We start from the raw sequence: 23,708 nt of genomic DNA, 5'->3' as shown, positions 1-23,708 counted from the left end.
CGCTACTCCGCGGCTTGTTGCATCTGCCAGTCGCCCCGCGCCGCGCGCGGCAGGCCGAGATGGTCGCGCAAGGTCGGGCCCGAATAGTCTTTGCGGAACAAGCCGCGGCGTTGCAACTCCGGGACGACGAATTGAACGAACTCGGCATAGGTGCCGGGGACGTGGGTTGCGGAGATGACGAAGCCGTCGCAGGCGCCGCCCGCAAACCAGGCCTCCATCTTGTCCGCCACCTCCTTCGGCCCGCCGACCATGTCCATCTTCGGCCGGCCGCGCCCGCTGCCGGTGATGAAGTCGCGCACCGTCGGGTTCTTCTTCCCCGTCGCCTCCACCACGCGGTCGCGGATCGCCTGCAGGCCCTGGATGCCGGCCATCTCCTCGTCGGTGAAGGGCTCGTCCATGCCCTTGCTAGCGAAGTCGAAATTCAGCGCCTCGGAGAGCAGCGAGAGCGCGTCGATCTCCAAGGGAAGCTTCTCGATCAGCGCCGCGCGGTCCTCCGCCTCGGCACGCGTCGCGGCGCAGATCGGGTTGCAGAGCGTCGCCACCTTCACCGAGGCGGGGTCGCGCCCGGCGGCGGCGACCATGGCCTTGAAGCCGTCGTAGTCGCGCTTGCCGGAGGCGATGTCGTGATAGGCGACGAAGACCAGCTCCGCCCAGCGTGCCGAGAATTTCTTGCCGCGCCCGCTGCTGCCGGCCTGGATCACCACCGGCCTGCCCTGCGGCGAGCGCGGCACGGTGAAGGGACCGCGGGACTGCAGGAACTTCCCACGGTAGTCGAGCCGATGCACCTTGCCGCCATCGCCAAAGCGGCCGCTCGCCTTGTCGACGATCAGCGCATCGTCCTCCCAGGCATCCCAGTGACCGAGCACCACCTCGACGAATTCGTCGGCGCGGTCGTAGCGCGCATCATGCGCCATCATCTCGGCATGGCCCATATTCGCCGCCTCGCCATCGTTCAGCGAGGTGACGACGTTCCAGGCGGCGCGACCATCGCTCATCAGGTCTAGCGTCTGGAAGGCGCGAGCGACGTGGTAGGGCTCGTAATAGGTGGTGGAGGCGGTGGAGCCGAGGCCAAGCCGCCGGGTCGCCGCCGCCATCATGGTCAGCACCACCACCGGGTCGAGCTTCACGCAGCGGATGCCGTGCTCGATGGTGTGATGGTGGTCGGAGCCGTAGCGGTCCGGCATGGAGAGGCGGTCGTCGAAGAAGGCGAGGTCGAATTTCCCGGCCTCGAGGATGCGCCCGATCTCCTGGTAGTAGTCGGCCGAGAGGAAATCCGTCCGGCTCTCCGGATGGCGCCAGGACGAGGCGAGGTTGGTGCAGTTCTGCGCCTGCATGAAGCCGACAAGATGCATCTGGCGCATGGGCCGTTCCCTCCGTGGTTGGCGGGAAGCCTCGCCCCGGGCCGCCCCGTGGTCAATGCTGGTGCCTGGGGGCAGGGGTGGTAGCATCCCGCCCGGATGGAGATGTCCGGCATGCGGTTGGCCCTGTGCAACGAGGTCCTGCGCGAGATGCCCTTCGCCGCGCAATGCGCGCGGGCGGCGGCGCTCGGCTATGTCGGGTTGGAGGTGGCGCCCTTCACCCTCGACGCGGAGGAGCCGCACCTCCTCCCGGCCCCGCGCCGGGCGGAGCTGCGCCGCGCGGCGGCCGGGGCCGGCATCGCCCTCAGCGGGCTGCACTGGTTGCTGGTGGCGCCGGCGGGCCTATCCATCACCACCGCCAACCCGGCGACCCGCGCCCGCACCCTCGACGTCATCGAGCGGCTGATCGGCCTCGCCGCCGATCTCGGCGCGACCTACCTCGTCCACGGCTCCCCGGCCCAGCGGCGGGTCGAGGCCGAGGGCGACGCGGCGCGGGCGGAGGAAGCCATGGCCCGCATCGCCGGATGGGCCGCCGCGGCCGGACTGACCTATTGCCTGGAGCCGCTGGCGGCACGGGAGGCCAATTGGGCCACCACGGTCGGCGAGGCGGCCGGCATCGTCGAGCGCATCGGCAGCCCGGCCCTCAGGACCATGCTCGACGTCTCGGCCGCCGGGAATGGCGAGGTCGAGCCGGCCGATGCCCTCCTGGAGCGCTGGCTGCCTACCGGTCTCATCGCGCATGTGCATCTGAACGACCGCAACCGCCGCGCGCCGGGGCAGGGGAGGGACCGCTTCGGGCCAATCCTCGCCGTGCTGCGGCGGCAATCCTATGCCGGCTGGTGCAGCGTCGAGCCCTTCGACTACCAACCCGACGGGCCAGGCGCGGCGGCCTTCGCCGCAGGCTACCTGCGCGGCGTGCTGGAGGGCCTGGGGGCGCCCGATGCTCGAAGCGCCGAAGGGCGCGAAGAGCTGAATCGGTCGCCCAATCCATGACCGCCCCCCGCTTCCGCATCCTCGAAATCGAGCGACGGGAATGGCCCTTCCGCCTGCGCCTGCCCTTCCGCTTCGGTGTCATCACCGTCACCGAGGGACGGCAGGCGGTGGTCCGCGCCCGCATCCGCGACGAGGCGGGGCACGAGGGCTGGGGCGTCGCCGCCGAATCCCTCGCCGCCAAGTGGTTCGACAAGGACCCGGGCCTGAGCGACGCGCAGAACGAGCACCAGCTCCGCCGCTCGCTCGAGCTGGCGGGCGAGGCCGTACTGGCGGCGGGCGACAACACGGCGTTCGGCCATTTCGCCGACCACTACGCCGCCCATGTCGAGGCCTGCGGACGCGAGGGGCTGAACCCGCTGGTCGCCAGCTATGGCCGTTCCCTCATCGACCGCGCCGCACTGGATGCGCTGCTGAAGCTGCGCGGCATCTCCTTCTTCACGGGCATGCGGGCGAATATCGGCGGCATGGCGCCGCATGCGGTGGTGCCGGACCTCGCCGGCTTCGACTTCGGCGCGATGCTGGCGGGGCTCAAGCCGGCGCGCCGCATCCAGGCGCGGCACACGGTCGGGCTGGTCGACCCGATCACCGCCGCCGACCAATCGGTGCGCGTCGAGGACGGACTGCCGGAGACGCTGGAGGAGGTGGTGGCGACCTACGGCCACAGCTTCTGGAAGCTGAAGGTCATGGGCGACGTGCGGCAGGACGTGGACCGGCTCTGCCGCGTTGCCGCGGTCGTCGACGGCATGGCCGGCTACCACGTCTCGCTCGACGGCAACGAGCAATATGCCGATGCCGAGGGCGCCGCCGAGCTCTGGCACGCCATGCGGGCGGAGCCCCGGCTGCAACGGCTCTGCGCCTCGGTCCTCTACGTCGAGCAGCCGGTGAAGCGGGCGCGGGCGCTCGAGACCGGCATGGCGGCGCTGGCGCGGGAGCGGCCGGTCATCATCGACGAGAGCGACGGCGCGCTGGATGCCTTCGTCCAGGCCAGGGCGCTCGGCTACACCGGCGTCTCCTCCAAGGCCTGCAAGGGCATCTGGCGCTCCCTGCTGAACCGGGCCCGCTGCGAGGCCTGGAACGCCGCGGATGACGAGCGCGACTACTTCATGACCGGCGAGGACCTGACGACGCTGGCCGGCGTCTGCGTGCAGCAGGACCTGGCACTGGTGGCGCTGCTCGGCCTCGCGCATGTCGAGCGGAACGGGCATCATTTCATCGACGGCTTCAGCGGCCGGCCGAAGGCGGAGGCGGTGCGCTTCATGGAGGCGCATCCCGGCCTCTATGCCGATACGCCGCGTGGGCCACGCCTCGCCATCCGCGAGGGCGTGCTGAATCTCGGCTCGCTCGGCGTGCCGGGGCTCGGTGCGACGGAGGAGCCCGATTACACGGCCATGCAGGCCATGCCGAACGCCGAATGGCCCGGCTGACAGGGGAGGGGACGATCCATGCTGACGAGACGCCATCTGGCGGCGCTGCCGCTGCTCGCCGCGCCGGGCCTGGCACGGGCGGATGCCTGGCCCGCCCGGCCGGTCACGTTCATCGTGCCCTGGGCCGCGGGCGGCGGGGCAGACACCGTCACCCGCATCTTCGTCCAGGGGCTGGAGCGGGAACTGAACCAGCCCGTCAACGTGGTGAACCGCACCGGCGGCAACGGCGTCACCGGCCATGCGGCGATCGCCAATGCGGCGGCGGATGGCTACACGATCGGGACCGGCACTTCGGAATTCGCCAATTTCCGCGCGCTCGGCCTCGCCGAATTCGGGCCGGAGAATCTCGACCTGCTCTCCCGCCTCGCCACCATCCCGGCCGGGGTGACGGTGCGGGCGGAGGCGCCGTGGCGTGACTTCGCCGGCTTCGCGTCGGCGCTGAAGGACGGGCGCCGCGGCAGCATCACCGGTTCCGGCGTCGGCGCGGGCGGCTCCTGGCATCTGGCGGCGGCGGGGATGGCGCGGAAGCTCGGCCTGGAGGCGGACCGCATCCGCTGGATTCCGAGCACCGGCGGCGCGCCCGCCCTGCAGGACCTGGTCGCGGGCGGCATCGGCGTCTTCACCGGCTCCCCGGTCGAGGCGCAGTCGCTGGCCGCCGCGGGGCGGGTGCGCATCCTCGCGGTGATGGGCGAGCAGCGCATGACGATCCTGCCGGATGTGCCGACGCTAAAGGAGGGCGGCCTCGACTGGGCCTATGCCAATTGGTTCGCGCTGGTCGCGCCGCGCGGCATCCCGGCGCCGGTGCGCACGACGCTGCTCGCCGCCGCCGAGCGGGCCCATGCGCGGCCGGAAGTGCGGGAGATGATGCAGGGCCGCGGCATCGTCCCGGTCTGGGATGGGCCGGAAGCCTTCACCCGCTTCGCCGGGCAGTTCGCCGAGACCTCCGCCGTGCTGTTGCGGGAGCTGGGCCTGGCGCGGGCGTCATAGCAGATCGAGGAACAGCCGCGAGGATTGCTCGCGCAGCCGGGCACCGAGGCCGCGGCGTTCCCACTCCTCCAGGATGACGGGGCGGGCGCGGCCGAATTCGCGCGCCAGGATCCGCTCCAGCGCCGCGGCGGTGTCGCGGCCGAGGATGATCGCATCCGCCTCGTTGTTCCAGGCGACGCTGCGCCGGTCGAAATTGGAGGAGCCGACCGATGACCAGACGCCGTCCACCACCGCCAGCTTGCCGTGCAGCACGCCGTCGGTGACTTCGTGGATCTTCACGCCGGCTTCGAGCATGTCGTCATAGGCGGCGTGCTGGGCGTTCAGCGCCTCCTGGCTGTCGCTGACGCTCGGCAGCAGCAGCCGCACCTCGACGCCACGGCGGGCGGCGGCGCGCAACACGCGGCGCTGCTGCCAGGTCGGCACGAAATAGCCGGTGCAGAGCCAGATCCGCTCGCGCGCCGCCTCCAGCGCCGTCACCAGGGTGACGTAGTAGCGCGGCTTCCGCTCGCCCGGTTCGCTGCCGAGGATGCGGATGCGCGCCGGCCCCACTTCGGGCAGGCGGGGGAACCAGTTGCGCGGCGCCAGCGCCTCGCCGTGCTCCTTCTCCCATGTGTCGAAAAAAAGCCGCTGCATGGCGCCGACCGCGGGGCCCTCGATGCGGATGGAGGAATCGTGCCAGCAGGCCGCCTCCGTGTCGGTCGGGGTGGCGCCGGTGCCGCAGGGGTTCTGGTAGACGCGGTCAAGGTTGACGCCGCCCATGATGCCGATGCGCCCGTCCACCACCAGCAGCTTCCGGTGGTCCCGGTCATTCGGCATCCAGCCGCGCTTGGCGGCCGTCGGATCGAGCGGGTGGAATTCCAGCGTCCGCGCCCCAGCGGCCCGCAGCGGCGACAGATCCGTTCCAAGCGAGCCATAGCCGTCATGGATAATATTGACGGCGACACCCTGGGCGAGCTTCACCTGCAGCAACTCGAAGAGTGAGGGGCCTTCGATGCCGGGGATGCGGACATCCTGCAGGATGTAGAATTCGAGGTTCACATGGTCCCTCGCCGCGGCGATGGCGCGGAAGGCGGCCCGGAACATGGCGACGCCGCCATCCAGCACCTCCACCCGGTTGCCGCCGAGCAGCGGGGCACCGTCCAGCGCCTCAGCGAGCAGCGACTGCCGCTCCATGGGGTCGGACGGGCCATCCGGCAGCACCGGAATTGCGGCACATCCCGAGAGTCCCGCCGCCAGCAGCCCGAGGCTGCGCCGTCCGATCCGCATCTGGTCCATGCCGGACGTAACGCTACCGGGCGGTTCCGGCTCCGCGCCGTTCCGGATCAGCTTGGCGCGAGCGGCCCAGCCGGGGATGTTCCAGACGGCGATGCTGGGGAGGGCCTCAGGGCGAGCTGAACCGCCCCGTCCATCGCCAGTTCCTCGGGCGTCGCCGCCAGGCCGCGGCGGCGGAGGCCGGCGGAGAAGCGCGGCGCCGCCGTCACCACGCAGAAGGGAATGGCAAGCAGCAGCCCGCCCGCCCAGGGCAGCGCCCATCCCACCGCACCGGGCGCCGCCACCAGCAGCAGGCCGAAGACGAGCGCGCCGAAGAGCGTGTGCGGCCAGAGCAGACGCGCCGCATCCGCCCAGCCGATGCCGCGCGCCGCCCGGTTCTGCGGCGCCCAGCCCTGCCGTGCGCCGAAGGGCAGCCGCGCCAGGAACATCGCCTTGTTGAGGATGCTCACCGGGTCGAGCAGCGTGGTGAAGGCAAGCTCCGCCCCCGCGCCGCGGAGGAAGGCCGCCCGCCCGCCATAAGCCGCGGCGAGGCCGGGCTTCGCCAGCACCTCGGCATAGCCGCAGAGCTTCGGCGCGTGCAGCATCGCCCAGACCGCCGCCATCAGCGCCAGCAGCGAGGCGCCCGGCGTCTCCACCGCCCCGCCGGCCGCGGCATTGAGCGCGGCGAAGGCCAGCACGCCGGTCCAGAGCGGCGCCCCGAGGAAAAGCAGGATCGCCTGGAGCAATTGCCATCGCCCCATCCAGGTCATCCCTGGCAGGCGGAGCAGGGCGAAATACTGCATGTTCCCCGCCGCCCAGCGCAGGTCGCGCGCCATGAATTCCGGGAGCGCCGGCGGATTTCCCTCGAGGCTTCCCGCCTCCTCCGGCAGGCAGCAGACCTTCCAGCCGGCGGCATGCAGCCGCACCGCCTCGACCTGGTCATGGCTGAGGATCGGGCTGCCGTCGGGCAGCGCCTCCAGCCGGCAATGGCGGCGGAAGGGCTCGATGCGGATGATGGCGTTGTGGCCCCAGTAGGGCCCCTCCGGCCCCTGCCACCAGGCCTGCCCCGTCGCCCAGGCCCGCATGCCCGCGCGCATGCCGAACTGGAACAGCCGCGGGAAGGCCGCCGCCGCCGGCCGCCCGACGATGAGCTGCTGCAGAATGGCGAGCTGCGGATCGGCTTCCATGCAGGCGACGAGGCGCAACACGGCGGCGGCCGACATCTCGCTGTCGGCATCGAGGCAGAGCATCAGCTCGGCGCCCTGCGCATGGTTGTCGAGGAAGTCCATCACGTTGCCGGCCTTGAACCCGGCATTGCCCTCCCGCCGCCGGTAGCGCAGGCCCGGATACCGCCCACGGAACGCCTCGATCGCCGCCGCCTCCGCCGCGGCCAGCGACGGCTCCTGCGTGTCGGACAGGAACCAGAGGGTGAAGCGCCCCGCCGCCCCCGCCTCCGCCAGCCCGTCCAGCAGCCGGGCGAGGGGCGGCAGCACCTGCTCCATCGCCTCGTTGCGGATGCAGACGGCGATGGCGGTCCACATCCGCCCCCCGCCCGGCCTGATGCGACGCAGCGCCGGCAACACCGCCGCCGGCGGATGCGGCGCCCGCAGCAGGATCAGCAGCCCGACCAGCGCGTTGCCGGCACAGAGCGCCGTCCAGGGCGCCGTCCCGGCGAAGCAAAGCAGGGCGAGCCCCTCCCATACCGTCCAGCCGCTCGGTGCTATCACCCGGGCGGCAAGCCAGAGCTGTGCCCCGGTCAGGGCCAGGCAGAGCAGGGCGAAGGCGAGGCGGCGCAGGACCATCCCACCCAGGCTATTGCGCCAGCGTGGCGGAATTGCGGATCGCCTAGCCGGCGCCGATCCCCGCCGTTCGGATCACCTCCCGCCACGCGCCGAGCTCCCGCTCGATCCGCGCGGCGAACTCCGCCCGGCCGCCGGCGACGACGCTGAAGCCGATGCGGGTCAGCCGCGCCTCCGTCTCCTTCTGGCGGAGGGCCGCCACCAGCGCGGCATGCACCGCCTCCAGCACCGGCTCCGGCGTGGCGTGCGGCGCGACGACGCCGTGCCAGCTCCCGCCCTCGAAGCCGGGGACGCCGCTCTCGTCCACCGTCGGCACATCGGGAAGGAGCGGATGCCGCGCCAGGCTGCCGACCGCCAGCGCCCGCAGCGCGCCTGACTGCACATGCGGCGCCACGGTCGAGATGTTGAGGAAGGAGAGCTCGGTCGTCCCGGCGATGAGGTCCGTCACCGCCGCCGCACCGCCGCCATAGGGCACATGGGTCAGCCGCGTGCCCGTCCGTTGGGCGAAAAGCTCCATCGTCAGGTGCTCGGAGGAGCCGATGCCGCTCGTCCCGTAGCTCGCCCCGTTCGGGTTGGCCTTCAGCCAGGCGACCAACCCCGGCACGTCGCGCGGCGGGAGGCGCGGGTGGGCGACCAGCAGGTTGGGCGCGCTGATGGCGACGGTCAGCGGCGCGAAATCCCGCATCGGGTCATAGGGCAGGTTCGGCATGAGATGCGGGTTGATGGTGAGGATGCCGCTCGCCGCGATGAAGAGCGTATGCCCATCCGGCGCCGCCCGTGCGGCGAGGGCGGCGGCGGCGGCGCCATTGGCGCCCGGCCGGTTCTCCACCACCACCGGCTGGCCGATGGCGGCCTGCAGCGCGGCGCCTGTGGCACGGGCCAGGGTGTCGGAGGGTCCGCCGGCGACATAGGGCACCAGGATGGTAACCGGCCGGCTGGCCCAGCCGGCCTGGGCGTAGGCGAGGCGGGGCAGGGCGAGGCTGGCGGCGGCCAGCAGCAGGGGGCGGCGTTGCATGGTCGAGGCTCCCGGTCTTTCGGCCGGTTCGCTTCGCAAGCCCCGTGCCGCCTTGCCGCTTGCGTCCCCGCATGGCCTCATGGCGGCAAGAATGGGGAAGCGCAGGATGGAAGAAGCAGCGGATTACGTGATCCTCGGCGGCGGCTCGGCCGGCTGCGTGCTGGCCGCGAGGCTTTCCGAAGATCCTGCGGTGAAGGTGGTGCTGCTGGAGGCAGGCCCCTGGGACCGCAACCCCTGGATCCACATCCCCATGGGGTTCGCCCGGCTCTACGTCACCCGCAAGTTCGACTGGAACTACCAGACCGAGGCGGAGCCGGAGCTGAAGGGCCGCAGCGTCTACTGGCCGCGCGGGCGGGTCATCGGCGGCTCGGGCAGCGTCAACGGGCTGGTCTTCCTGCGCGGCTCGCCGCGCGACTACGACCGCTGGGCGCAATCCGGCGCGCGGGGCTGGTCGCATGACGATTGCCTGCCCTATTTCCGCAAGCTCGAGACCTTCGCCGGGCCCGGCAGCGAGTATCGCGGCAAGGAGGGCCCGGTGCGGGTCGGCGAGGTGCCGGACCCCTCGCCCGGATGCCAGGCCTTCGTCGCCGCCTGCGAGGCGCTCGGCTTCCCGCGCAACGCGGACAACAACGGCGCCTGGTTCGAGGGCGTGGCGCCCAACCAGCTCAACGTCCACCGTGGGCGGCGCTGGAGCCCGGCCGTCGCCTATCTGCGCCCGGCGCTCGGGCGGAAGAACCTCGTCGTGCATACCGAGCAGGTCGGCCAGCGCATCATCCTCGAAGGCAACCGCGCGGTCGGCGTCGCGGTGCGCGGGCCGGACGGCGCCGAGCGCGTCCACCGCGCGCGGCGCGAGGTGATCCTCTCGGCCGGCGCCATCGAGAGCCCGAAGATGCTGATGCTGTCGGGCATCGGCGACGGCGCCGCCTTGCAGGCGCTCGGGATCGAGACCCGAGTGCACGCGCCGGAAGTGGGCAAGAACCTCCAGGACCACTTCATGATCCGCTTCGCCTTCCGCACCAGGCCCTGCGGGACGCTGAACGAGTTCATGGCGAACCCCTTCAAGACGGCGCAGCTCGGCCTCGACTGGGCGATCCGCCGGCGCGGGCAGATGGCGATCGGCGCCTCGGAGGCGAGCCTCTTCGCCCGGGTCCTGCCTGGCTCCGAGGAGGCCGAGGTGCAGTTCCAGTACGTCAACTACAGCCTCAGCAACCAGGCCGCCTCGGCGGCGGCGCTGGCGAAGCATCCGGGCTTCACCTTCAACTTCTGCCAGTGCCGGCCGGACAGCCGGGGCGAGCTGGCGCTGCGCTCGCCGCGCGTCGAGGACAAGCCACGGATCGAGGCGCGCTACCTGACCGCGCCATCGGACGTGCATGTGATGCTCAAGGCGGCGAAGCTCGCCCGCCGCATCTCCTCGACCCAGCCCTTCGCCGGGCTGATCGAGGAGGAGGAGGCGCCGGGCCCGCAGACCGGCGGCGACGAGGCGATGCTCGACTACATCCGCGCGGCGGGGACCACCGTGTACCACCCCTGCGGCACCAACCGCATGGGCGCCGACGAGCGCAGCGTCGTCGACACCGAGCTCCGCGTGCGCGGCGTGCAGGGGCTGCGCGTGGTGGATGCCTCGGTCTTCCCGCTGGTGCCCTCCTCCAACATCCACCCGGCCGTGCTGATGACGGCGGAGAAGGCGGCGGACACCATCAAGCGGGCCGCCTGACCAGCCGCGCCATCGCCAGGCAGCCGAGCACCGGCCCCGGGGCGAGCAGGGCGAAGGCCCCGCCGCCCCAGCCGAGCCAGGCTTCTGCGACGGGCATCAGGTGGATCGCCGGGAGGGTGAGGGCGAAGCCGAGCGAGGTCTGCACCGTCAGCATGGTGCCCGAGAGGCCGGGCGGCGAGGCCTCGGCGACGGCCGCGGAGAACTGCGCGGAATCGGCGACGACCGTGGCACCCCAGGCGAGGCAGAGCGCCATCACCAGCCAGGGCGCCGCGCCGAAGGCCGGGCCGGCGAGCAGGCAGCAGGCGCCGCTCACCGCCATCGCCTCGATGGTGAAGCGCGCCCGGCCGATACGGTCGGCGAGCCAGCCGCCGGCGATGCAGCCGAGCGCGCCGGCCGCCATCACCGCGAAGCTGGCGAGCGCCGGGCTGGCGGCGCTGCCCGCCGCGGCGAAGCTCGCCGCGAGATAGGCGCCGATCCAGGCCCACATCGCATAGAGCTCCCACATGTGGCCGAGATAGCCGAGCGTCGCGAGCCGCGTGCCGCGATGGCGGAACAGCTCCAGCGCCAGCCCCGGCCGGAAGGGAGGTGCTGCGGCATGGCGCGGCCCGGGCCGGGCGAGCAGGATCAGCCCCGCCCCCGCCAGCGTGGCGAGCGAGGCGAGGCCCACGGCGCTCCGCCAGCCGAGCCCGCCCAGCGCATTGGCGAGATGCGGCGAGGCGGAGCCGAGCGTCAGCCCGCCCACCAGCAGCCCGACGACGAGCCCCGCATCCCGGGGCCCCGCCCAGCCGGCGGCGAGCTTCATCCCGACCGGATAGACGCAGGCGAGCGCGAGGCCGGTCGCGCCGCGGGCCGCGATCACCAGCGGATCGCCCGGCGGCAGCAGCAGGATCGCCGCATTGGCCGCCGCGCCGAGCAGGCAGGCGCCGGCGATCAGCCGCCGCGGCTCGACCCGGTCGGGCAGGGCGAGCGCCGCGCTCGCCAGCGTCCCCAGCACGAAGCCGAGCTGCACCCCGCCCGTCAGCCAGGCGAGGAAGCCGGGCGGCAACGCGGCCTCCCGCGCCATCCCCGGCCCCGCGGCGGTGCCGGAGAACCAGAGCGACAGGGCCAGCACCTGCGCCAGCGTGATGAGGGCGAGGCTGGCGGCTTTCCGCCTAGTAGGCGGAGGCGAGCTCCCCGTCCCCGCTCTCGACGGGGACGCAGACATGGCGCATGCCGCGCCGGGGGGTGAGCTGGGCGGTGGCGGCCTCGCAGGCATGCAGGTCCTTGTAGAGGCGGAAGCCGATGGTCGGCGCATTCTGCGGGATGGCGGCTTCCGGCGGCAGGTTGGGCGAGGCGGCAAGGCTGGCGACGGCAGCGACGACGATGACGAAGTCGGTCATGATGGCCTCCCGGTGGAAGGGCAAAGCTTCCCCCGGCCACCATGGGCTCATTGCGCCTTCGGCATTACTATATTCGCTGTCATGTTTGTCACTAGTCGATCGAGGCGCCGGACGCTTTGACCACCGGCGCCCAGGCGGCGACCTGCTGGCGCATGTACTCATTATAGGCCGCCGCCGGCAGCGGCGCCGGCTCGGCGCCGAATTCGCGGATGCGCGCAGCGATCCCCGGATCGGCCAGCGCCTCCAGGATCTCGCCGCCGAGCCGGTCGGCGATGGGCCGCGGCAGGCCCGACGGCGCGGCGATGCCGTACCAGGAGGCGACGTTGAAATCGGCGATCCCGCTCTCCTGCAGGCTCGGCAGCTCCGGCATGGTGGTCGCGCGCTCAGCCGTGGAGACGGCGAGCGCGCGCAACAGGCCGCCCAGCACCTGCTGCCGGCTGGCCGGCGCATTGTCGATGGCGAAGAGCACCTCGCCGTTCATCACCGCCGCCATGCTCGGCGCCGTGCCGCGATAGGGGACATGGATGGTCTCGATCCCCGTCCTGAGGCCGAGCAGCACGCCCGAGAGATGCGAGGAGGTGCCGGTGCCGGCCGAGGCGAAGGTCGCCGCCTGCGGGCTGGCGCGCATGAAGGCGACCAGCGCGGCGACGTCACGGTGCGGGCTGTCGCCCTTGACGATCAGCACGTTCGGCATGCGGGCCAGGCGGCAGATGCCCGGCAGGTCGCGCAGCGGGTCGAAGGAGAGCCGCTTGTACAGCGTCGGCCCGATGCCGTGCGAGGCGATGTGGTTGACGAAGAAGCTGTAGCCGTCCGGCGCGCTGCGGGCGGCGGCCTCGGCGCCGAGCATCCCGCCGGCACCCGGCCGCGGGTCGATCACCAGCGGCTGGCCCAGCCGCTCGCGCAGCCGGGCCTCCATCAGCCGGAGGAAGATGTCGGAAACGCCGCCCGCCGCCGCGCCGATGATGAAGCGCAGCGGCCGGTCCGGCCAGGTGCTCGTGCCCTGGGCCCGCGCGATGGCCGGTGCCGCCAGCAGCCCGAGCAGGGCCCGCTTTCCGAGATGCATGGTGCTTCCTCCCCGTTTTGCCGGCGAGCATAGCATCCCCGGCGCCGGTTGACGCCGCCCTGCCCGGATGCTGCCTTGCCGCCCGCCGATGACCCGTCCCATACCCTTCCGCCGTCCTGCCTGGCTGGCCCTCCTGCTGCTCGCCGGCTGCACCGGCAACGGGCCGCAGCAGCTCGACACCGACCAGGTCGGCTACGCCCAGGCGCTCGGCGACGGGCTGAAGCGGCAGATGCTGCTGAACATGGTGCGGCTGCGCTATGCCGACGTGCCGACCTTCCTCTCGGTCAGCCAGGTCATCACCGGCTACACGCTGCAGACCACCGGGCAGGTCGGGCTGAACGCCTACCCGGTGGCCAATCCGGGGAACTACGCCACCGTCTCCGGCACCATGCAGTACACGACGCGGCCGACCTTCACCTTCACGCCGATGGCCGGCGAGCAATTCGCCCAGTCCTACCTGCGGCCGTTGGCGGCGGCGGAGCTGCTGTCGCTGGCCCAGAGCGGCGCGCCGGTGGACCTGCTCTTCCGCCTCGGCGTGCAGTCGGTGAACGGCTTGCCGAACGGCGTGACGCGGGGCGGCGAGGCGCAGGAAGCCTCGGGCGGCTTCCTCGCCCTGATCGGGGCGCTGCGTCAGGCCCAGGCGGTGGGTGCGATCGGGCTGCGCTTCGAGCGGCATGGCGGGGCCGGCCGCGTCTTCCTGCTGCTGGATGGCGACACGCCGGCAGTGCGCCAGGCCCGCAGCCTGCTCGGCCTCGACCCGCGCGAGCGGGAGGCGGAGGTGGCCTATGGCCGGGCACGGGCGGGCGCTCGCCAGGTGGCGATCCTGACGCGCTCCGTCCTCCAGGTGCTCTACGAACTCGGCGCGCAGATCGAGGTGTCGGAGGCGGATGTCGCCCGCGGCGACACGCGGGCGACGGAGGACGGCTTCGGCGAGCGGCTGATCCGCGTCCGCCAGGGCCCGCGCGCACCGGCCGATGCCTATGCCGCGGTGCCCTACCGCCAGCGCTGGTTCTGGGTCGAGCAGGGCGACTACCGCTCGAAGGCCAGCTTCACCTTCGCCTATATCCTGCAGGTGCTGGCCGAGAGCGGGCGGGGCCAGCCGACGCCCGTCGTCACCATCCCGGCGCAGTAGCAGGCCCTATCCCCGCCGCGGCCTGTCGTGCCGGGCGAGGATGGAGCGGAGCAGGTTCTTGATCGCCTCCGCCTCGGCGGGCGGATGGCGGGCGAGCAGCTCCGCCTCGTGCGCCTTGGCGGCCAGCGCCAGGTCCTCCGCCATGGCCCGCCCGGCCGCGGTGAGGCAGACCCGCACCACGCGCCGGTCCCGCTGGTCGGGGCTGCGGGACACCAGGCCGGAGCGGGTCATGCGGTCGAGCAGCTTCGTCATGGTCGGCTGTTGCAGGAGGCAGGCCTCGGCAAGCCCGGTGACCGTTTCGCCCTCGCTGCCGATCAGGCCACTCAGCACGCGCCAGACCGCGACCGAAATGCCACGGCGGCGCAATTGCTCGTGGAATTCGCTGGAAACCTGGTGCGCGGCACGGGCCAGCAGATACACGAGGTAGTCATCGATGAAGCGGACCCCGGAGGGCGGGGAGGGAATTTCCATATCGATATCGTTACGTTGTCCTGGGGGCTTTCGATACGATACCAAACGCGATGAGGAAAATCTTCGGAATAATACGTCTTGGCTATAAGTGCATTTTCATTTGAATTGTCCGGCTGCCACGCCGTCACTAGGAGGGGACATGCTTGCCGACCGGATCGAAGCTCCCTGGCTCGACGCCTTCGAGACCGTGCTGCGCCTCTGCGGCGCCGGTGCCGGGTTGCCGCTCTGCCTGCTCGGGGAGAGCCAGTCCCGCGCGCTGAACCTCGAGCTTGCGGAACTCGCGGCCCTCCGCCTCCGCTGCCGGCCCTTCCGCTGCATCCTGCCGACGCCGCCCTCCACCGCCCCGGTGCCGGTGCGCTCCACCGGCGCCTCGCGCGCCATCGGCGGCCATCCCGGGGTGATGGCGGCGCTGGCCGCGGCGCCGCTCATCCTCGATCTGACGGTGGAGGGGCTGCTGCATGCGCCCGAGCTCCCCGCCATCCTCAAAGCGGGCAGCCGGGTGCTGATGGTCTCGAACGAGCACCCGGAGGTGCTCGCCCGCCTCGTCCCACGCCCCGAGGACGAGGCGCCGGTGAAGGCCGCGGTGAAGCGCGCCCGCGCCGCCCGGCGGATGCATGTCACCTCCGCCGCCGGCACCGACCTGCATGTGGCGATGGAAGGGGCCGCGATCGCCGGCGTCTGGGGCTGGACCGACCGGCCGGGCACCGTCGCGCACTGGCCGGGCGGCATCCTCGTCGCCTTCCCGCGCGCCGGCAGTGTCGAAGGAACGCTGGTGCTGGATGCGGGCGACGTGAACCTCACCTTCAAGCGCTACCTGGAGCGCCCGGTCCGCCTGACGCTCGCGGACGACCACATCGTCGCCGTCGAAGGGGAGGGGGCCGATGCCGAGATGATGCGGCGCTACCTTTCGGCCTGGGACGACCGCGCCGCCTATGCCGTCTCGCATGTCGGCTGGGGCCTCAACCCCCGCGCGCGCTACGAGGCACTTGCCTTCTACGACCGGCGCGACACCAACGGCACGGAGCTGCGCGCCTTCGCCGGCAATTTCCTGTTCTCGACCGGCGCCAACGAATTCGCCGGCCGCTTCACCGAGGGGCATTTCGACATCCCCGTCCGCAACTGCACCATCACCCTCGATGGCGAGGCGGTGGTGGAGGAAGGAAGGCTGCTGCCATGACCGAGGCCCCGATCCCCTCCTGGCAGGAGCATGGCGAAGGCCGCCGCGCCATCGTGCTGCTGCACGGGCTCGGCGGGAATGCAGGACTCTGGGGGCCGACCCTGCCGGCGCTCGCCGGGTATCGCGTGCTGGCCTGGGACATGCCGGGCTACGGCGCCTCGGCGCCGGTGGAGCCGGGCTTTCCCGCGCTCGCCGCCGCGCTCGGGCGCATGCTCGACGCGGCGGAGCTGGAGCGTGCCGACCTCGTCGGCCATTCGATCGGCGGCATGGTGGCGCTGGAATTCGCCCTCACCTGGCCGGAGCGGGTGCGCAGCCTCATCCTCTATGCCAGCCCGCCGGCCTTCGGCGGCCGCGACCCCGCCTTCCGCGAGCGCTTCCTCGCCGACCGGCTGGCGCCGCTGGAGGCCGGGCGGAGCCTCGCCGAGATCGCGCCGCAGGTGGTCGGCCGCATGCTCGGCGATGCGCCGGACCCGGCGGCGGCACCGGCCGCCATCGCCAGCATGGCCGCGGTGCCGGAGGGCGGCTACCGCGCCGCGCTCGCCACCCTCGTCACCTTCGACCGCCGCGACGATCTCGGCCGGCTCGACATGCCCTGCCTCGTGCTGGTCGGCGAGGCGGATCCGCTCGCTCCCTTCCACGTCATGCATTGGACGGCGAGCGCCATTCCCGGCGCGCGGATGGCGGTCATCGCCGATGCCGGGCACCTCGCCCATCTCGAACGGCCGGGCGACGTCAACACCATGCTGACCAGCTTCCTCGACCGGGTGGGAGCGGACTGAGCGCATGGCCGAGCCGCTTTTCGACCCCGCCGCCTTCCGCCTGACGCCGGAGGAAGCCGCACTCACCGCCAAGGCCCGCGAGTTCGGCGAGGCCGTGCTCGCCCCGCGTGCGGCAAGCTGGGACCGCGAGGCACGCTTCCCGACCGAGAATTACCGCGACATGGCGGGAAACGGCCTGCTCGGCCTCTGCATCCCGCGCGCGGAGGGCGGGCTCGGCGCCGGCTTCCGCGCCTATTGCCTGGCCGCAGCCGAACTCGGCCGCTTCTGCGGCGCGACCGCGCTCACCTGGAACATGCATGTCTGCTCGACGCTCTGGACCGGCGCCCTGAGCGACGACCTGGAGATGGACCCCGCGCTGCGCGACGCCCACCACGCGCGCCGCCGCCTGCACTACCGGCGCATCCTGGAGGAAGGCGCGGTCTATTCGCAGCCCTTCTCCGAGGGCGGCGCGGCGGCGGCCGGCGCCGCGGCCTTCGGCACCGTGGCGCGGCCGGTGCCTGGCGGCTGGCGCGTCACCGGGCGGAAGATCTTCGCCAGCCTCGCCGGCCATGCCGACTACTACGGCATCCTCTGCACCGAGCAGCGCGAGGGCGAGGCGCCGCTCTCCCGCCGCGACACGCTCTACCTCGCCATCCCCCGCGACGCGCCCGGCGTCTCGGTCGTGGGCGAGTGGGACCCGCTCGGCATGCGCGGCACCGTCTCGCGCACGCTGGTGTTCGAGGATGTCCCGGTCGGCGCGGAGGCGGCGCTGATGCCGCCCGGCCTCTACATGCAGGCGGCCAGCCGCTGGCCGCACATGTTCCTGACGCTGAGCCCGATCTATATGGGCATCGCCCAGGCGGCCTATGACTTCACCGTCGCCTATCTGCGCGGCGAGGTGCCGGGGATGCCGCCGGTGAAGCGGCGGATGTACGCTACCAAACAGATCGCCGTCGCCGAGATGCGTATAGCGCTGGAACAGGCCAAGGCATTGTGGTTCCAGGCGGTCACCGAGGCCGGTCCCGACCCCTCGCCGGAGCAGGTGCAGCGCGCCTGGGCCGCGCAGTACAGCGTGATGGAGAATGCCGCCGCCATCGCCGCCCGCGCCGTCCGCACCTGCGGCGGCCAGGCGATGCTGAAGTCGCTCCCGCTCGAACGCCTTTACCGCGATGCGCGTTGCGGCTCGCTCATGCTGCCCTGGACAGCGGAACTCTGCGTCGACCGGCTCGGCCGGGACTGCCTCTACAAGAAGGGCGAGACCGATTGATCTGCAGCATCATCCTGCGTCATGCCGAACACACTCCCCACTCCATTGCGCTGACCTTCGGTGAAGAGCAGATCACCTATGCCGGGCTCGCCCGCCGCATCCGTGCCGCGGCGGCCATGCTGGAGGCGCGCGGCTTCGGCCATGGCGACTGCATCGCCTATCTCGGCCACAACCATCCCGGCCAGATCGTCCTGGCCCTCGCCTGCGCCGGGCTCGGCTGCCTGTTCCTGCCGCTGAACTGGCGCCTGGCGCCGCCCGAGCTGCGCCACATCCTCGACGATTCCGGCGCCGCCGCGCTCTTCGCCCTGCCGGAGACGGCGATGCCCGCGCGCCGCGCCGCGCCGAAGGACTGCCCCGTCCTCGACGCCGCCGAGGCCTGGCCCGACGCGCCGGGCCCCTGCTTGCTCGGCGTCACGCCGCTGACCGAGATGGAGGACCCGATGCTGCTGGCCTATACCAGCGGCACGACGGGCCATCCGAAGGGCGTCGCGCTCGACCATCGCGCGGTGATGGTCAACGCCATCAACAGCCAGCACATGCATGCGCTGGCCGGGGCGGACCGCGTGCTGACGGTGCTGCCGATGTTCCATCTCGGCGGCCTCAACATCCAGACCCTCCCGGCGCTGCTGTTCGGCGCCGAGGTTGTGCTGCTGCCGCGCTTCGAGCCGGAGGCCTTCTTCCTCGCCTGCGCCCGCAGCCGGCCGACGCTGAGCCTGCTGGTGCCGGCGGTGATGCAGGCGCTGGTCGAGCACCCGCTCTGGGCGACGGCCGACCTCTCCAGCCTGCGCGCCGTCGGCGCCGGCTCCTCCGAGGTGCCGCTGCCGCTGATCGAGGCCTTCCACGCCCGCGGCATCCCCGTGCAGCAGGTCTATGGCGCGACGGAGACGGGGCCAATCGCCATCTACCAGACGCGGGCGGAGGCGCTGGCGCATCCCGGCTCCATCGGCCGTCAGGCGCTGCACGGCGCCGCGCGCATCGTCGATGCCGAGGGCGAGCCGCTGCCTCCCGGCGAGGTCGGCGAGATCGAGGTGAAGGGCATGCATGTCGCCCGCGGCTACCGGAACGCGCCGGAGGAGGGCGAGGAGCCCTGGCGCGACGGCTGGTTCGCCACCGGCGACCTCGGCTGGCGCGATGCGGATGGCCGCTTCTGGTTCACCGACCGACGCAAGCACCTCATCATCTCGGGCGGCGAGAACGTCTATCCGGCGGAGGTGGAGCGCGTGCTGCGCAGCGCGCCGGGCGTGGTGGAGTGCGCGGTCTGCGGCCGGCCCGACCCGCGCTGGGGCGAGGTGCCCGTCGCCGTCGTCGTCCCCGGCCCGGATTTCGACGCGGCGCGGATGCTGGCCCATTGCGGAGACCGGCTCGCCCGCTTCAAGCATCCGCGCGCCGTGGTGACGGTGGAGGCGCTGCCGCGCACCGCCCTCGGCAAGGTCCGGCTGGAGGCGCTGCGCCAACTGGCGCGGGGCGACGGGGCCTAGTCCCGCTCGCCTCGGAAGGCCGGCATGGTGGCGTGGCCCGGTGCGCTGGCGCCACGGCCATGCAGCACCAGCAGCGCGCAGCGCAGCATCAGCGCGAGGTCGCCGCCGAGGCTCTGCCGCGCCGCATAGCGCGCATCGAGGGCGAGGCGCGGCCCCCAGGGCAGCGCATTCCGCCCCGCTGCCTGCGCCAGCCCGGCCAGCCCCGGCCGCACGCGGAGCCGCGCCGCCTGCGCGGGGCTGTAGAGCGGCGTGTAGGCGACGGGCAGCGGCCGCGGTCCGACCAGACTCATCTCGCCGCGCACCACGTTAATCAGCTGCGGCAGCTCGTCGAGCGCGCTCGCCCGCAGCCACCGCCCGAACCGGCCAAGCCGCGCTGCGTCGCCGCCCGGCCCCTCGGCCATGCTGCGGAATTTCAGCAGGATGAAGGGCCGCCCGCCGCGCCCCGCCCGCTGCTGCCGAAACAGCACCGGCCGCCCGAGCCGCATCCGCACCGCGAGCGCCGTAAGCCCCAGCACCGGCGCCAGCAGCACCAGCAGCAGCCCGCCACCGGTCAGGTCGAGCAGCCGCTTGCCGCCCCGCTCATACATGCCGCTCCCGTGCCTCCACCCCGAGCGAGAGCAGCAGGCCGAGGGCGAACCAGACCATGCGGTTGCCGAGATCGGTCGAGACCATGGCGGTCAGCGCCACCGGCAGCGTCAGCGCCGCGATGCGCGCCGCCCGCCCCGGCGCCACCAGCGGCGCCCGCAGCAGCGCCAGCCCCACGCCGCCACCGAAGGCCAGCAGCCAGCAGGCGAAGCCCGGCAGTCCCGCCTCGGCCAGCATCTCCAGCGCATGGTTGTGCGGGTGCAGGCTGCGGTCGTCGCCACTGCCGGCGGCCAGGGTGAAGCCGCCGGTGCCGAGGCCGAAGGGCGCCGCCTCGCCCGCCCAGCGCAGCGCCTCGCCCCAAAGCAGGATGCGCGCCGGGGTCGCCTCCGCCGGGTCGCCGAAGAAGCGGTCGATGGTGCGGAAAATGGCGACCTCCTCCGGCATCGCCAGCAGCAGGGCGAGGCCGCCCGCCCCGGCCAGCGCCACTCCGGCAAGCCAGCCGAGCGCCGCCCGCGGTCGCCGCAGCAGCCAGAAGCGCAGCGCCGGCGCCCCGCCGAGCCCGAGCCCGAGGCCGAGCGCCGCCGCCCGCCCGCCCGGCACCAGCGAGGCCGCCGCCAGCGCCAGCACCGCCAGCCCCCAGCCCAGCCGCGCCCAGCCCGCCGCCTCCGTCAGCCGCACCGCCGCCAGCCCGCCGGCGCAGGCGATGGCCAGCCCGGCAAGCTGGTACTGCACCCGGATGCGCACCGGGTCGGCGCCAGCCTCGCCGCCCAGTACCACCGCATCCCGCGCCAGCCCCCAGGCGATGCCAGCCCCGACCAGCAGCCCGATCGGCACCACCGCTGCGACAAAGCGCCGGAGCGTCGGCCCATCAGCCCCGACCAGAAGCCCCGCCGCCAGCATCGCAGGGCCGAGCAGCACCACCTGCGGCAGTTTCTCGGCGAGCACGGTGCGCGAGCCGCTCCACGCCCCCGCCAGCACCAGCCACACCAGCAGCCCGGCGAACCCCGCCAGCGGCAGGGCGACACCCCGCTGCACCTCCCAGTCCCGCAGGGCGAGCAGCAGCAGCAGCGAGGGCGCCAGCAACAGGGTGGCCAGCAAGGTGAGGTCGACCGGCAGGGCGGCGAGGCCGGGCAACGACTTCAGCGCCCCGGCGAAATGCAGCAGCGCGGCGAAGAGGCCGGTGCCGGCGGCCAGCACGCCCGCATCAATCCGCACCGGCGCCGAGCCTCCGCGGCCCGAGCGCCATCTCGTATTGCACCGGCCGCGCCCGCCCCGGCCCGCGCAGCAGCACCAGGCAGGCGGCGCCGAGCAGGCTCGCCAGCGGCGCCGCGACGGCCAGCAACAGCACCAGCAGCGGTCGGTTGGGCAATGAGGGCCTGATCTCCACCATCGGCGCCGAGACCATCCGCGCCGCCACCGCCTCATCCGCCCCAAGGACGAGGGCGACGCGCTGCTGCGCCGCCAGCAACTCGTAGAGTGCGCTGCGCTGGAACTGGTCCGGCTCGGCCGCCAGCCGCGCCTCGATCGCGGCCATCCGCTGCCGCGCCTGGCCGAGCAGATCGCCCCGCACCCGCGCCTCGGCCATGGCATGGAGGCGGCGGAGCATGTCGAGCGATGCCGCCCGGTCGCGGTGCTCCAGCGTCAGCGTGACGGTGGTGGTGGCGATGCCCTGGGTCGCGGCGAAGCGCTGCGCCAGCCAGGTTTCCGCATCGTCGAGATCGGCCTCGATCCGCCAGCCGAAATGGCGCCGCAGCGCCCCCATCGGCCCGGCGCCCCGCAGATCGGTGAGATGGGCGAGCAGCCCGGTCTCCCGCGCCAGCATCGCCGCCGCCTCCGGCGCCCGCAGCGCGTCGAGGTAGATGCCGAAATTACCCGAGGGCCGGTTGTCCAGCAGCCCGCCTTGCAGCAGTGGCGAGGGTGACATCAGCGTGGAGGTGGCAACGCCGCTGGTCTCGGCCGGCGCCACCATGGCCTGGGCGACGTAGTGCCGCGGCCAGGCGAGAATCAACGCGGCGCCGAGGCCCAGGACCAGCGCCGCCGCCAGGGCCACCGGCCAGCGCCGCCGCCAGATTCCGCGGAGCAGTTCGTCGAGAGGCATGCTCCCTTGTACAATATGATGCAATATCGCATCAATCAGTTATCGTTGCGGCACCTCGATCACCGTCTCCACCCGTCGGGCCGGGGCGGCGAGGCGCGCCACCAGCACCGGCACCGGCCGGATCACTCCGTAGGCCGGACTCTCCACCCCCGCCTCCAGCGCCAGGGCGAGCGGCGCATCGGCGGCGAGGCGGAGCCGGGCGAAGGGCCCCTCCACTCCGCCCTCCGTCAGCCGCCACGCGCCGGGCGCCGGGCGCCGGGCGCCAGTCGCCAGCGCAGCGCCGCCTGCTGCCAGGGACCGAAGAGCCGGTCCTCCACCCGGCAGCGCCGCCCCTCCAGCCAGACCCGACGCTCCTGCCGGTTGCCGCGATGGTCGCGGAGCCAGCCGCCCTCCGGCAGCAGCCCGCAGCGCGGCCAGTGGGAATGGAGGAAGCGGGACAGCGCCGGCATCTGGCCCCGCCCGTCGAACTCCACCGTGTTGTGCCCGGCGGTCGCCCAGAGCGCCGGCTGCCAGGGGTTGTAGGTGCCCGTTCCGCCGTCGCGGAGCAGGTTGCGCGGCCCGTCCCAGAGGTCGAGATGCAGCAGGTCGGCATGGGCCGGGCGGAAGCGCAGCGGCCCCGTCCGCAGCACCGCCCGCAGCGCGCCCGAGCGCCAGCCGCGCAGCCCCGCCGCCACCCAGTCACCCGGCAGCGGCGCCATCACCGGCCCGGCGCCGAGGCCGAGCCAGGCGCAGCCCGGATCCTCCCCGTACCCCGCCGAGCCGCCGGCCAGCAGCCGCGCCGCCCGCTCCAGGCTCGCCCGCGCATCCGCCGGCCCGGCGAGGGAGAGGTCGGCGAAGGCCGAGCCGTCCTGGTGGCCGAGGCGCGGCGCCTCCCCCGTCTCCGCCGCCACCAGCCGGTGCAGCCAGAGCACCGGCGCCGGGTCGGGCGGGGCAGGGGGCAGGCCGTGGCGCCGTCGCAGCCATTCCGTCACCGCCAGCACGTCGAGCAGCAGCCGGTGATACCCGGTCGAGAGCTGCGCGAAGCTGCCATCCGCCGCCACCAGCCGCCGCCGCGCCGCCGCGAGCCGCCGCTCGCCGAGCGCCACCCAATCGCCCTCGCCGAGCAGCAGCCCGCAGGCCAGCAGCCCGGCCGGCTCGGAGATGGCGTGGTTGTTGTCCTGCGCCATGGCATAGGCCGGCGTCGCCGCGATCCGCCTTCCGTGCAGCGCGACCAGCGCCCGCGCCCCGGCCGGCAGCATCGCCCGGTCGAGCGCCAGGGCGAGATGCAATACCCGGAGCGCCGCCTCCTGCCCCGAGGCCCAGTTCGGCCCGCGAAATGGCGGGTTGCGCACCGCCCAGTCGGCCAGCAGCGCCGCGGCCCGCGCACCATGGCCGGCGCCCGGCTCGAGCCGCTGCGCCTGGGCGAGCAGCGGCAGCTCCGCCCAGCGGTTGCGCTCCCAGACCGGGCGGACATCGCCGGGGCCGAAGAGGTCGAGGCCGAGGGCGGGTGCCGCGGCGTCGAAATCCCCGTGCCAATCCACCGGCCCGAGCGACGCCGCCCGCGCCAGCACTGCCCGGCGATGCGCCATCGGCAGGGCCGGGGCAGGGGGCAGACGCTCCGGCCAGAAGGGCCCGGCTGGCACCGGCCGGTCGGCCAGCGCCCGCCGCGCCAGCGCCCTGGCCGGCGGCGAGCGGTCCCAGGCAGCCAGCAGCACCGGGCGGGGGCCGAGCCGCCAGGCCGCATCGCCGATCCGGAGCCAGGTTGGAATGTATTCCATTG

The 23,708-nt window shown here is 73.2% G+C and carries 22 protein-coding genes; 9 read left to right on the top strand and 13 right to left on the bottom strand.

Annotated features, from left to right (window positions below; all coding sequences use genetic code 11):
* Window positions 1–2 precede the first annotated feature (2 nt).
* The gene (locus JMJ56_RS22120) at window positions 3–1,361 is read right to left on the bottom strand and encodes an LLM class flavin-dependent oxidoreductase (protein WP_202833947.1); all 1,359 of its coding nucleotides are present in this window, start codon (window positions 1,359–1,361) and stop codon (window positions 3–5) included.
* A gap of 111 nt (window positions 1,362–1,472) precedes the next feature.
* On the opposite strand from JMJ56_RS22120, the gene JMJ56_RS22115 reads away from it, so the two are divergent.
* The 3 genes from JMJ56_RS22115 to JMJ56_RS22105 are packed head-to-tail and all read left to right on the top strand — an operon-like array spanning window position 1,473 to window position 4,762.
* Window positions 1,473–2,351 carry a sugar phosphate isomerase/epimerase family protein gene (locus JMJ56_RS22115; RefSeq protein WP_202833946.1) on the top strand — a complete coding sequence of 293 codons (879 nt, stop codon included), beginning with the start codon at window positions 1,473–1,475 and terminating at the stop codon, window positions 2,349–2,351.
* The gene (locus JMJ56_RS22110) at window positions 2,348–3,775 is read left to right on the top strand and encodes an enolase-like domain-containing protein (protein ID WP_202833945.1); all 1,428 of its coding nucleotides are present in this window, start codon (window positions 2,348–2,350) and stop codon (window positions 3,773–3,775) included. Before JMJ56_RS22115 ends, JMJ56_RS22110 begins: the two co-directional genes overlap by 4 nt.
* 18 nt (window positions 3,776–3,793) lie before the next feature.
* Complete coding sequence (locus JMJ56_RS22105) at window positions 3,794–4,762, top strand: tripartite tricarboxylate transporter substrate binding protein (RefSeq protein WP_202833944.1); 969 nt, start codon at window positions 3,794–3,796, stop codon at window positions 4,760–4,762.
* Here JMJ56_RS22105 and JMJ56_RS22100 read toward each other — a convergent pair.
* Genes JMJ56_RS22100 through JMJ56_RS22090 form a run of 3 tightly spaced genes read right to left on the bottom strand, consistent with a single transcriptional unit; the run spans window position 4,757 to window position 8,827 of the window.
* A complete protein-coding gene (locus JMJ56_RS22100; RefSeq protein WP_202833943.1) occupies window positions 4,757–6,028 on the bottom strand; it encodes a phospholipase D-like domain-containing protein in 1,272 nt (423 codons plus the stop codon). The two genes, JMJ56_RS22105 and JMJ56_RS22100, sit on opposite strands and share 6 nt — an antisense overlap.
* Window positions 6,029–6,084: 56 nt before the next feature.
* Window positions 6,085–7,815, bottom strand: coding sequence for a glucans biosynthesis glucosyltransferase MdoH (gene mdoH, locus JMJ56_RS22095; RefSeq protein WP_202833942.1), 1,731 nt, complete (start codon window positions 7,813–7,815; stop codon window positions 6,085–6,087).
* 43 nt (window positions 7,816–7,858) lie between these two features.
* On the bottom strand, window positions 7,859–8,827 hold the full coding sequence (locus JMJ56_RS22090) for a Bug family tripartite tricarboxylate transporter substrate binding protein (RefSeq protein WP_202833941.1): 969 nt from the start codon (window positions 8,825–8,827) through the stop codon (window positions 7,859–7,861).
* Between the two features lie 106 nt (window positions 8,828–8,933).
* Here JMJ56_RS22090 and JMJ56_RS22085 point away from each other — a divergent pair, with 106 nt between their 5' ends.
* Window positions 8,934–10,541 carry a GMC family oxidoreductase gene (locus tag JMJ56_RS22085; protein ID WP_202833940.1) on the top strand — a complete coding sequence of 536 codons (1,608 nt, stop codon included), beginning with the start codon at window positions 8,934–8,936 and terminating at the stop codon, window positions 10,539–10,541.
* On the opposite strand, the gene JMJ56_RS22080 is transcribed toward JMJ56_RS22085, so the two are convergent.
* The 3 genes from JMJ56_RS22080 to JMJ56_RS22070 all read right to left on the bottom strand — a co-directional run bounded on the left by JMJ56_RS22080 (window position 10,525) and on the right by JMJ56_RS22070 (window position 12,983).
* Window positions 10,525–11,745 carry an MFS transporter gene (locus JMJ56_RS22080; protein ID WP_202833939.1) on the bottom strand — a complete coding sequence of 407 codons (1,221 nt, stop codon included), beginning with the start codon at window positions 11,743–11,745 and terminating at the stop codon, window positions 10,525–10,527. The genes JMJ56_RS22085 and JMJ56_RS22080 overlap by 17 nt on opposite strands.
* Window positions 11,693–11,920 (bottom strand): hypothetical protein, encoded by a 228-nt coding sequence (locus JMJ56_RS22075; protein ID WP_202833938.1) that lies wholly within the window; start codon window positions 11,918–11,920, stop codon window positions 11,693–11,695. The genes JMJ56_RS22080 and JMJ56_RS22075 overlap by 53 nt, the downstream gene beginning before the upstream one ends.
* 91 nt (window positions 11,921–12,011) lie before the next feature.
* Window positions 12,012–12,983: a Bug family tripartite tricarboxylate transporter substrate binding protein gene (locus JMJ56_RS22070; RefSeq protein ID WP_202833937.1), complete on the bottom strand. Its 972-nt coding sequence runs from the start codon at window positions 12,981–12,983 to the stop codon at window positions 12,012–12,014.
* Between the two features lie 88 nt (window positions 12,984–13,071).
* Here JMJ56_RS22070 and JMJ56_RS22065 point away from each other — a divergent pair, with 88 nt between their 5' ends.
* A complete protein-coding gene (locus JMJ56_RS22065) occupies window positions 13,072–14,115 on the top strand; it encodes a hypothetical protein (RefSeq protein WP_202833936.1) in 1,044 nt (347 codons plus the stop codon).
* Between the two features lie 6 nt (window positions 14,116–14,121).
* On the opposite strand, the gene JMJ56_RS22060 is transcribed toward JMJ56_RS22065, so the two are convergent.
* Window positions 14,122–14,586, bottom strand: coding sequence for a MarR family winged helix-turn-helix transcriptional regulator (locus JMJ56_RS22060; RefSeq protein ID WP_202833935.1), 465 nt, complete (start codon window positions 14,584–14,586; stop codon window positions 14,122–14,124).
* A gap of 139 nt (window positions 14,587–14,725) precedes the next feature.
* On the opposite strand from JMJ56_RS22060, the gene JMJ56_RS22055 reads away from it, so the two are divergent.
* Genes JMJ56_RS22055 through JMJ56_RS22040 form a run of 4 tightly spaced genes read left to right on the top strand, consistent with a single transcriptional unit; the run spans window position 14,726 to window position 19,266 of the window.
* Window positions 14,726–15,763, top strand: a complete 1,038-nt coding sequence (locus JMJ56_RS22055) for a M29 family metallopeptidase (protein WP_202833934.1) — start codon at window positions 14,726–14,728, stop codon at window positions 15,761–15,763.
* Window positions 15,760–16,542, top strand: a complete 783-nt coding sequence (locus JMJ56_RS22050; protein ID WP_202833933.1) for an alpha/beta fold hydrolase — start codon at window positions 15,760–15,762, stop codon at window positions 16,540–16,542. The genes JMJ56_RS22055 and JMJ56_RS22050 overlap by 4 nt, the downstream gene beginning before the upstream one ends.
* A 4-nt stretch (window positions 16,543–16,546) precedes the next feature.
* On the top strand, window positions 16,547–17,788 hold the full coding sequence (locus tag JMJ56_RS22045; protein ID WP_202833932.1) for an acyl-CoA dehydrogenase family protein: 1,242 nt from the start codon (window positions 16,547–16,549) through the stop codon (window positions 17,786–17,788).
* The gene (locus JMJ56_RS22040; protein WP_202833931.1) at window positions 17,785–19,266 is read left to right on the top strand and encodes an AMP-binding protein; all 1,482 of its coding nucleotides are present in this window, start codon (window positions 17,785–17,787) and stop codon (window positions 19,264–19,266) included. Before JMJ56_RS22045 ends, JMJ56_RS22040 begins: the two co-directional genes overlap by 4 nt.
* Here the strand turns inward: JMJ56_RS22040 and JMJ56_RS22035 are convergent.
* Genes JMJ56_RS22035 through JMJ56_RS22025 form a run of 5 tightly spaced genes read right to left on the bottom strand, consistent with a single transcriptional unit; the run spans window position 19,263 to window position 23,706 of the window.
* Complete coding sequence (locus tag JMJ56_RS22035; RefSeq protein ID WP_202833930.1) at window positions 19,263–19,853, bottom strand: sugar transferase; 591 nt, start codon at window positions 19,851–19,853, stop codon at window positions 19,263–19,265. The two genes, JMJ56_RS22040 and JMJ56_RS22035, sit on opposite strands and share 4 nt — an antisense overlap.
* The gene (locus JMJ56_RS22030) at window positions 19,846–21,066 is read right to left on the bottom strand and encodes an O-antigen ligase family protein (protein ID WP_328702450.1); all 1,221 of its coding nucleotides are present in this window, start codon (window positions 21,064–21,066) and stop codon (window positions 19,846–19,848) included. The genes JMJ56_RS22035 and JMJ56_RS22030 overlap by 8 nt, the downstream gene beginning before the upstream one ends.
* Complete coding sequence (locus JMJ56_RS34065) at window positions 21,056–21,949, bottom strand: Wzz/FepE/Etk N-terminal domain-containing protein (protein WP_236038248.1); 894 nt, start codon at window positions 21,947–21,949, stop codon at window positions 21,056–21,058. Before JMJ56_RS34065 ends, JMJ56_RS22030 begins: the two co-directional genes overlap by 11 nt.
* A 39-nt stretch (window positions 21,950–21,988) precedes the next feature.
* Entirely contained in the window at window positions 21,989–22,165 is a 177-nt protein-coding gene (locus JMJ56_RS34060) for a hypothetical protein (RefSeq protein WP_236038247.1), read from the bottom strand.
* 11 nt (window positions 22,166–22,176) lie between these two features.
* The gene (locus JMJ56_RS22025) at window positions 22,177–23,706 is read right to left on the bottom strand and encodes a heparinase II/III domain-containing protein (protein ID WP_236038245.1); all 1,530 of its coding nucleotides are present in this window, start codon (window positions 23,704–23,706) and stop codon (window positions 22,177–22,179) included.
* Between the last annotated feature and the right edge of the window lie 2 nt (window positions 23,707–23,708).

Source organism: Belnapia arida (genome assembly GCF_016773205.1).
Taxonomy (GTDB): Bacteria; Pseudomonadota; Alphaproteobacteria; order Acetobacterales; family Acetobacteraceae; genus Belnapia; species Belnapia arida.
This window is presented reverse-complemented; position numbering and strand designations above follow the sequence as displayed.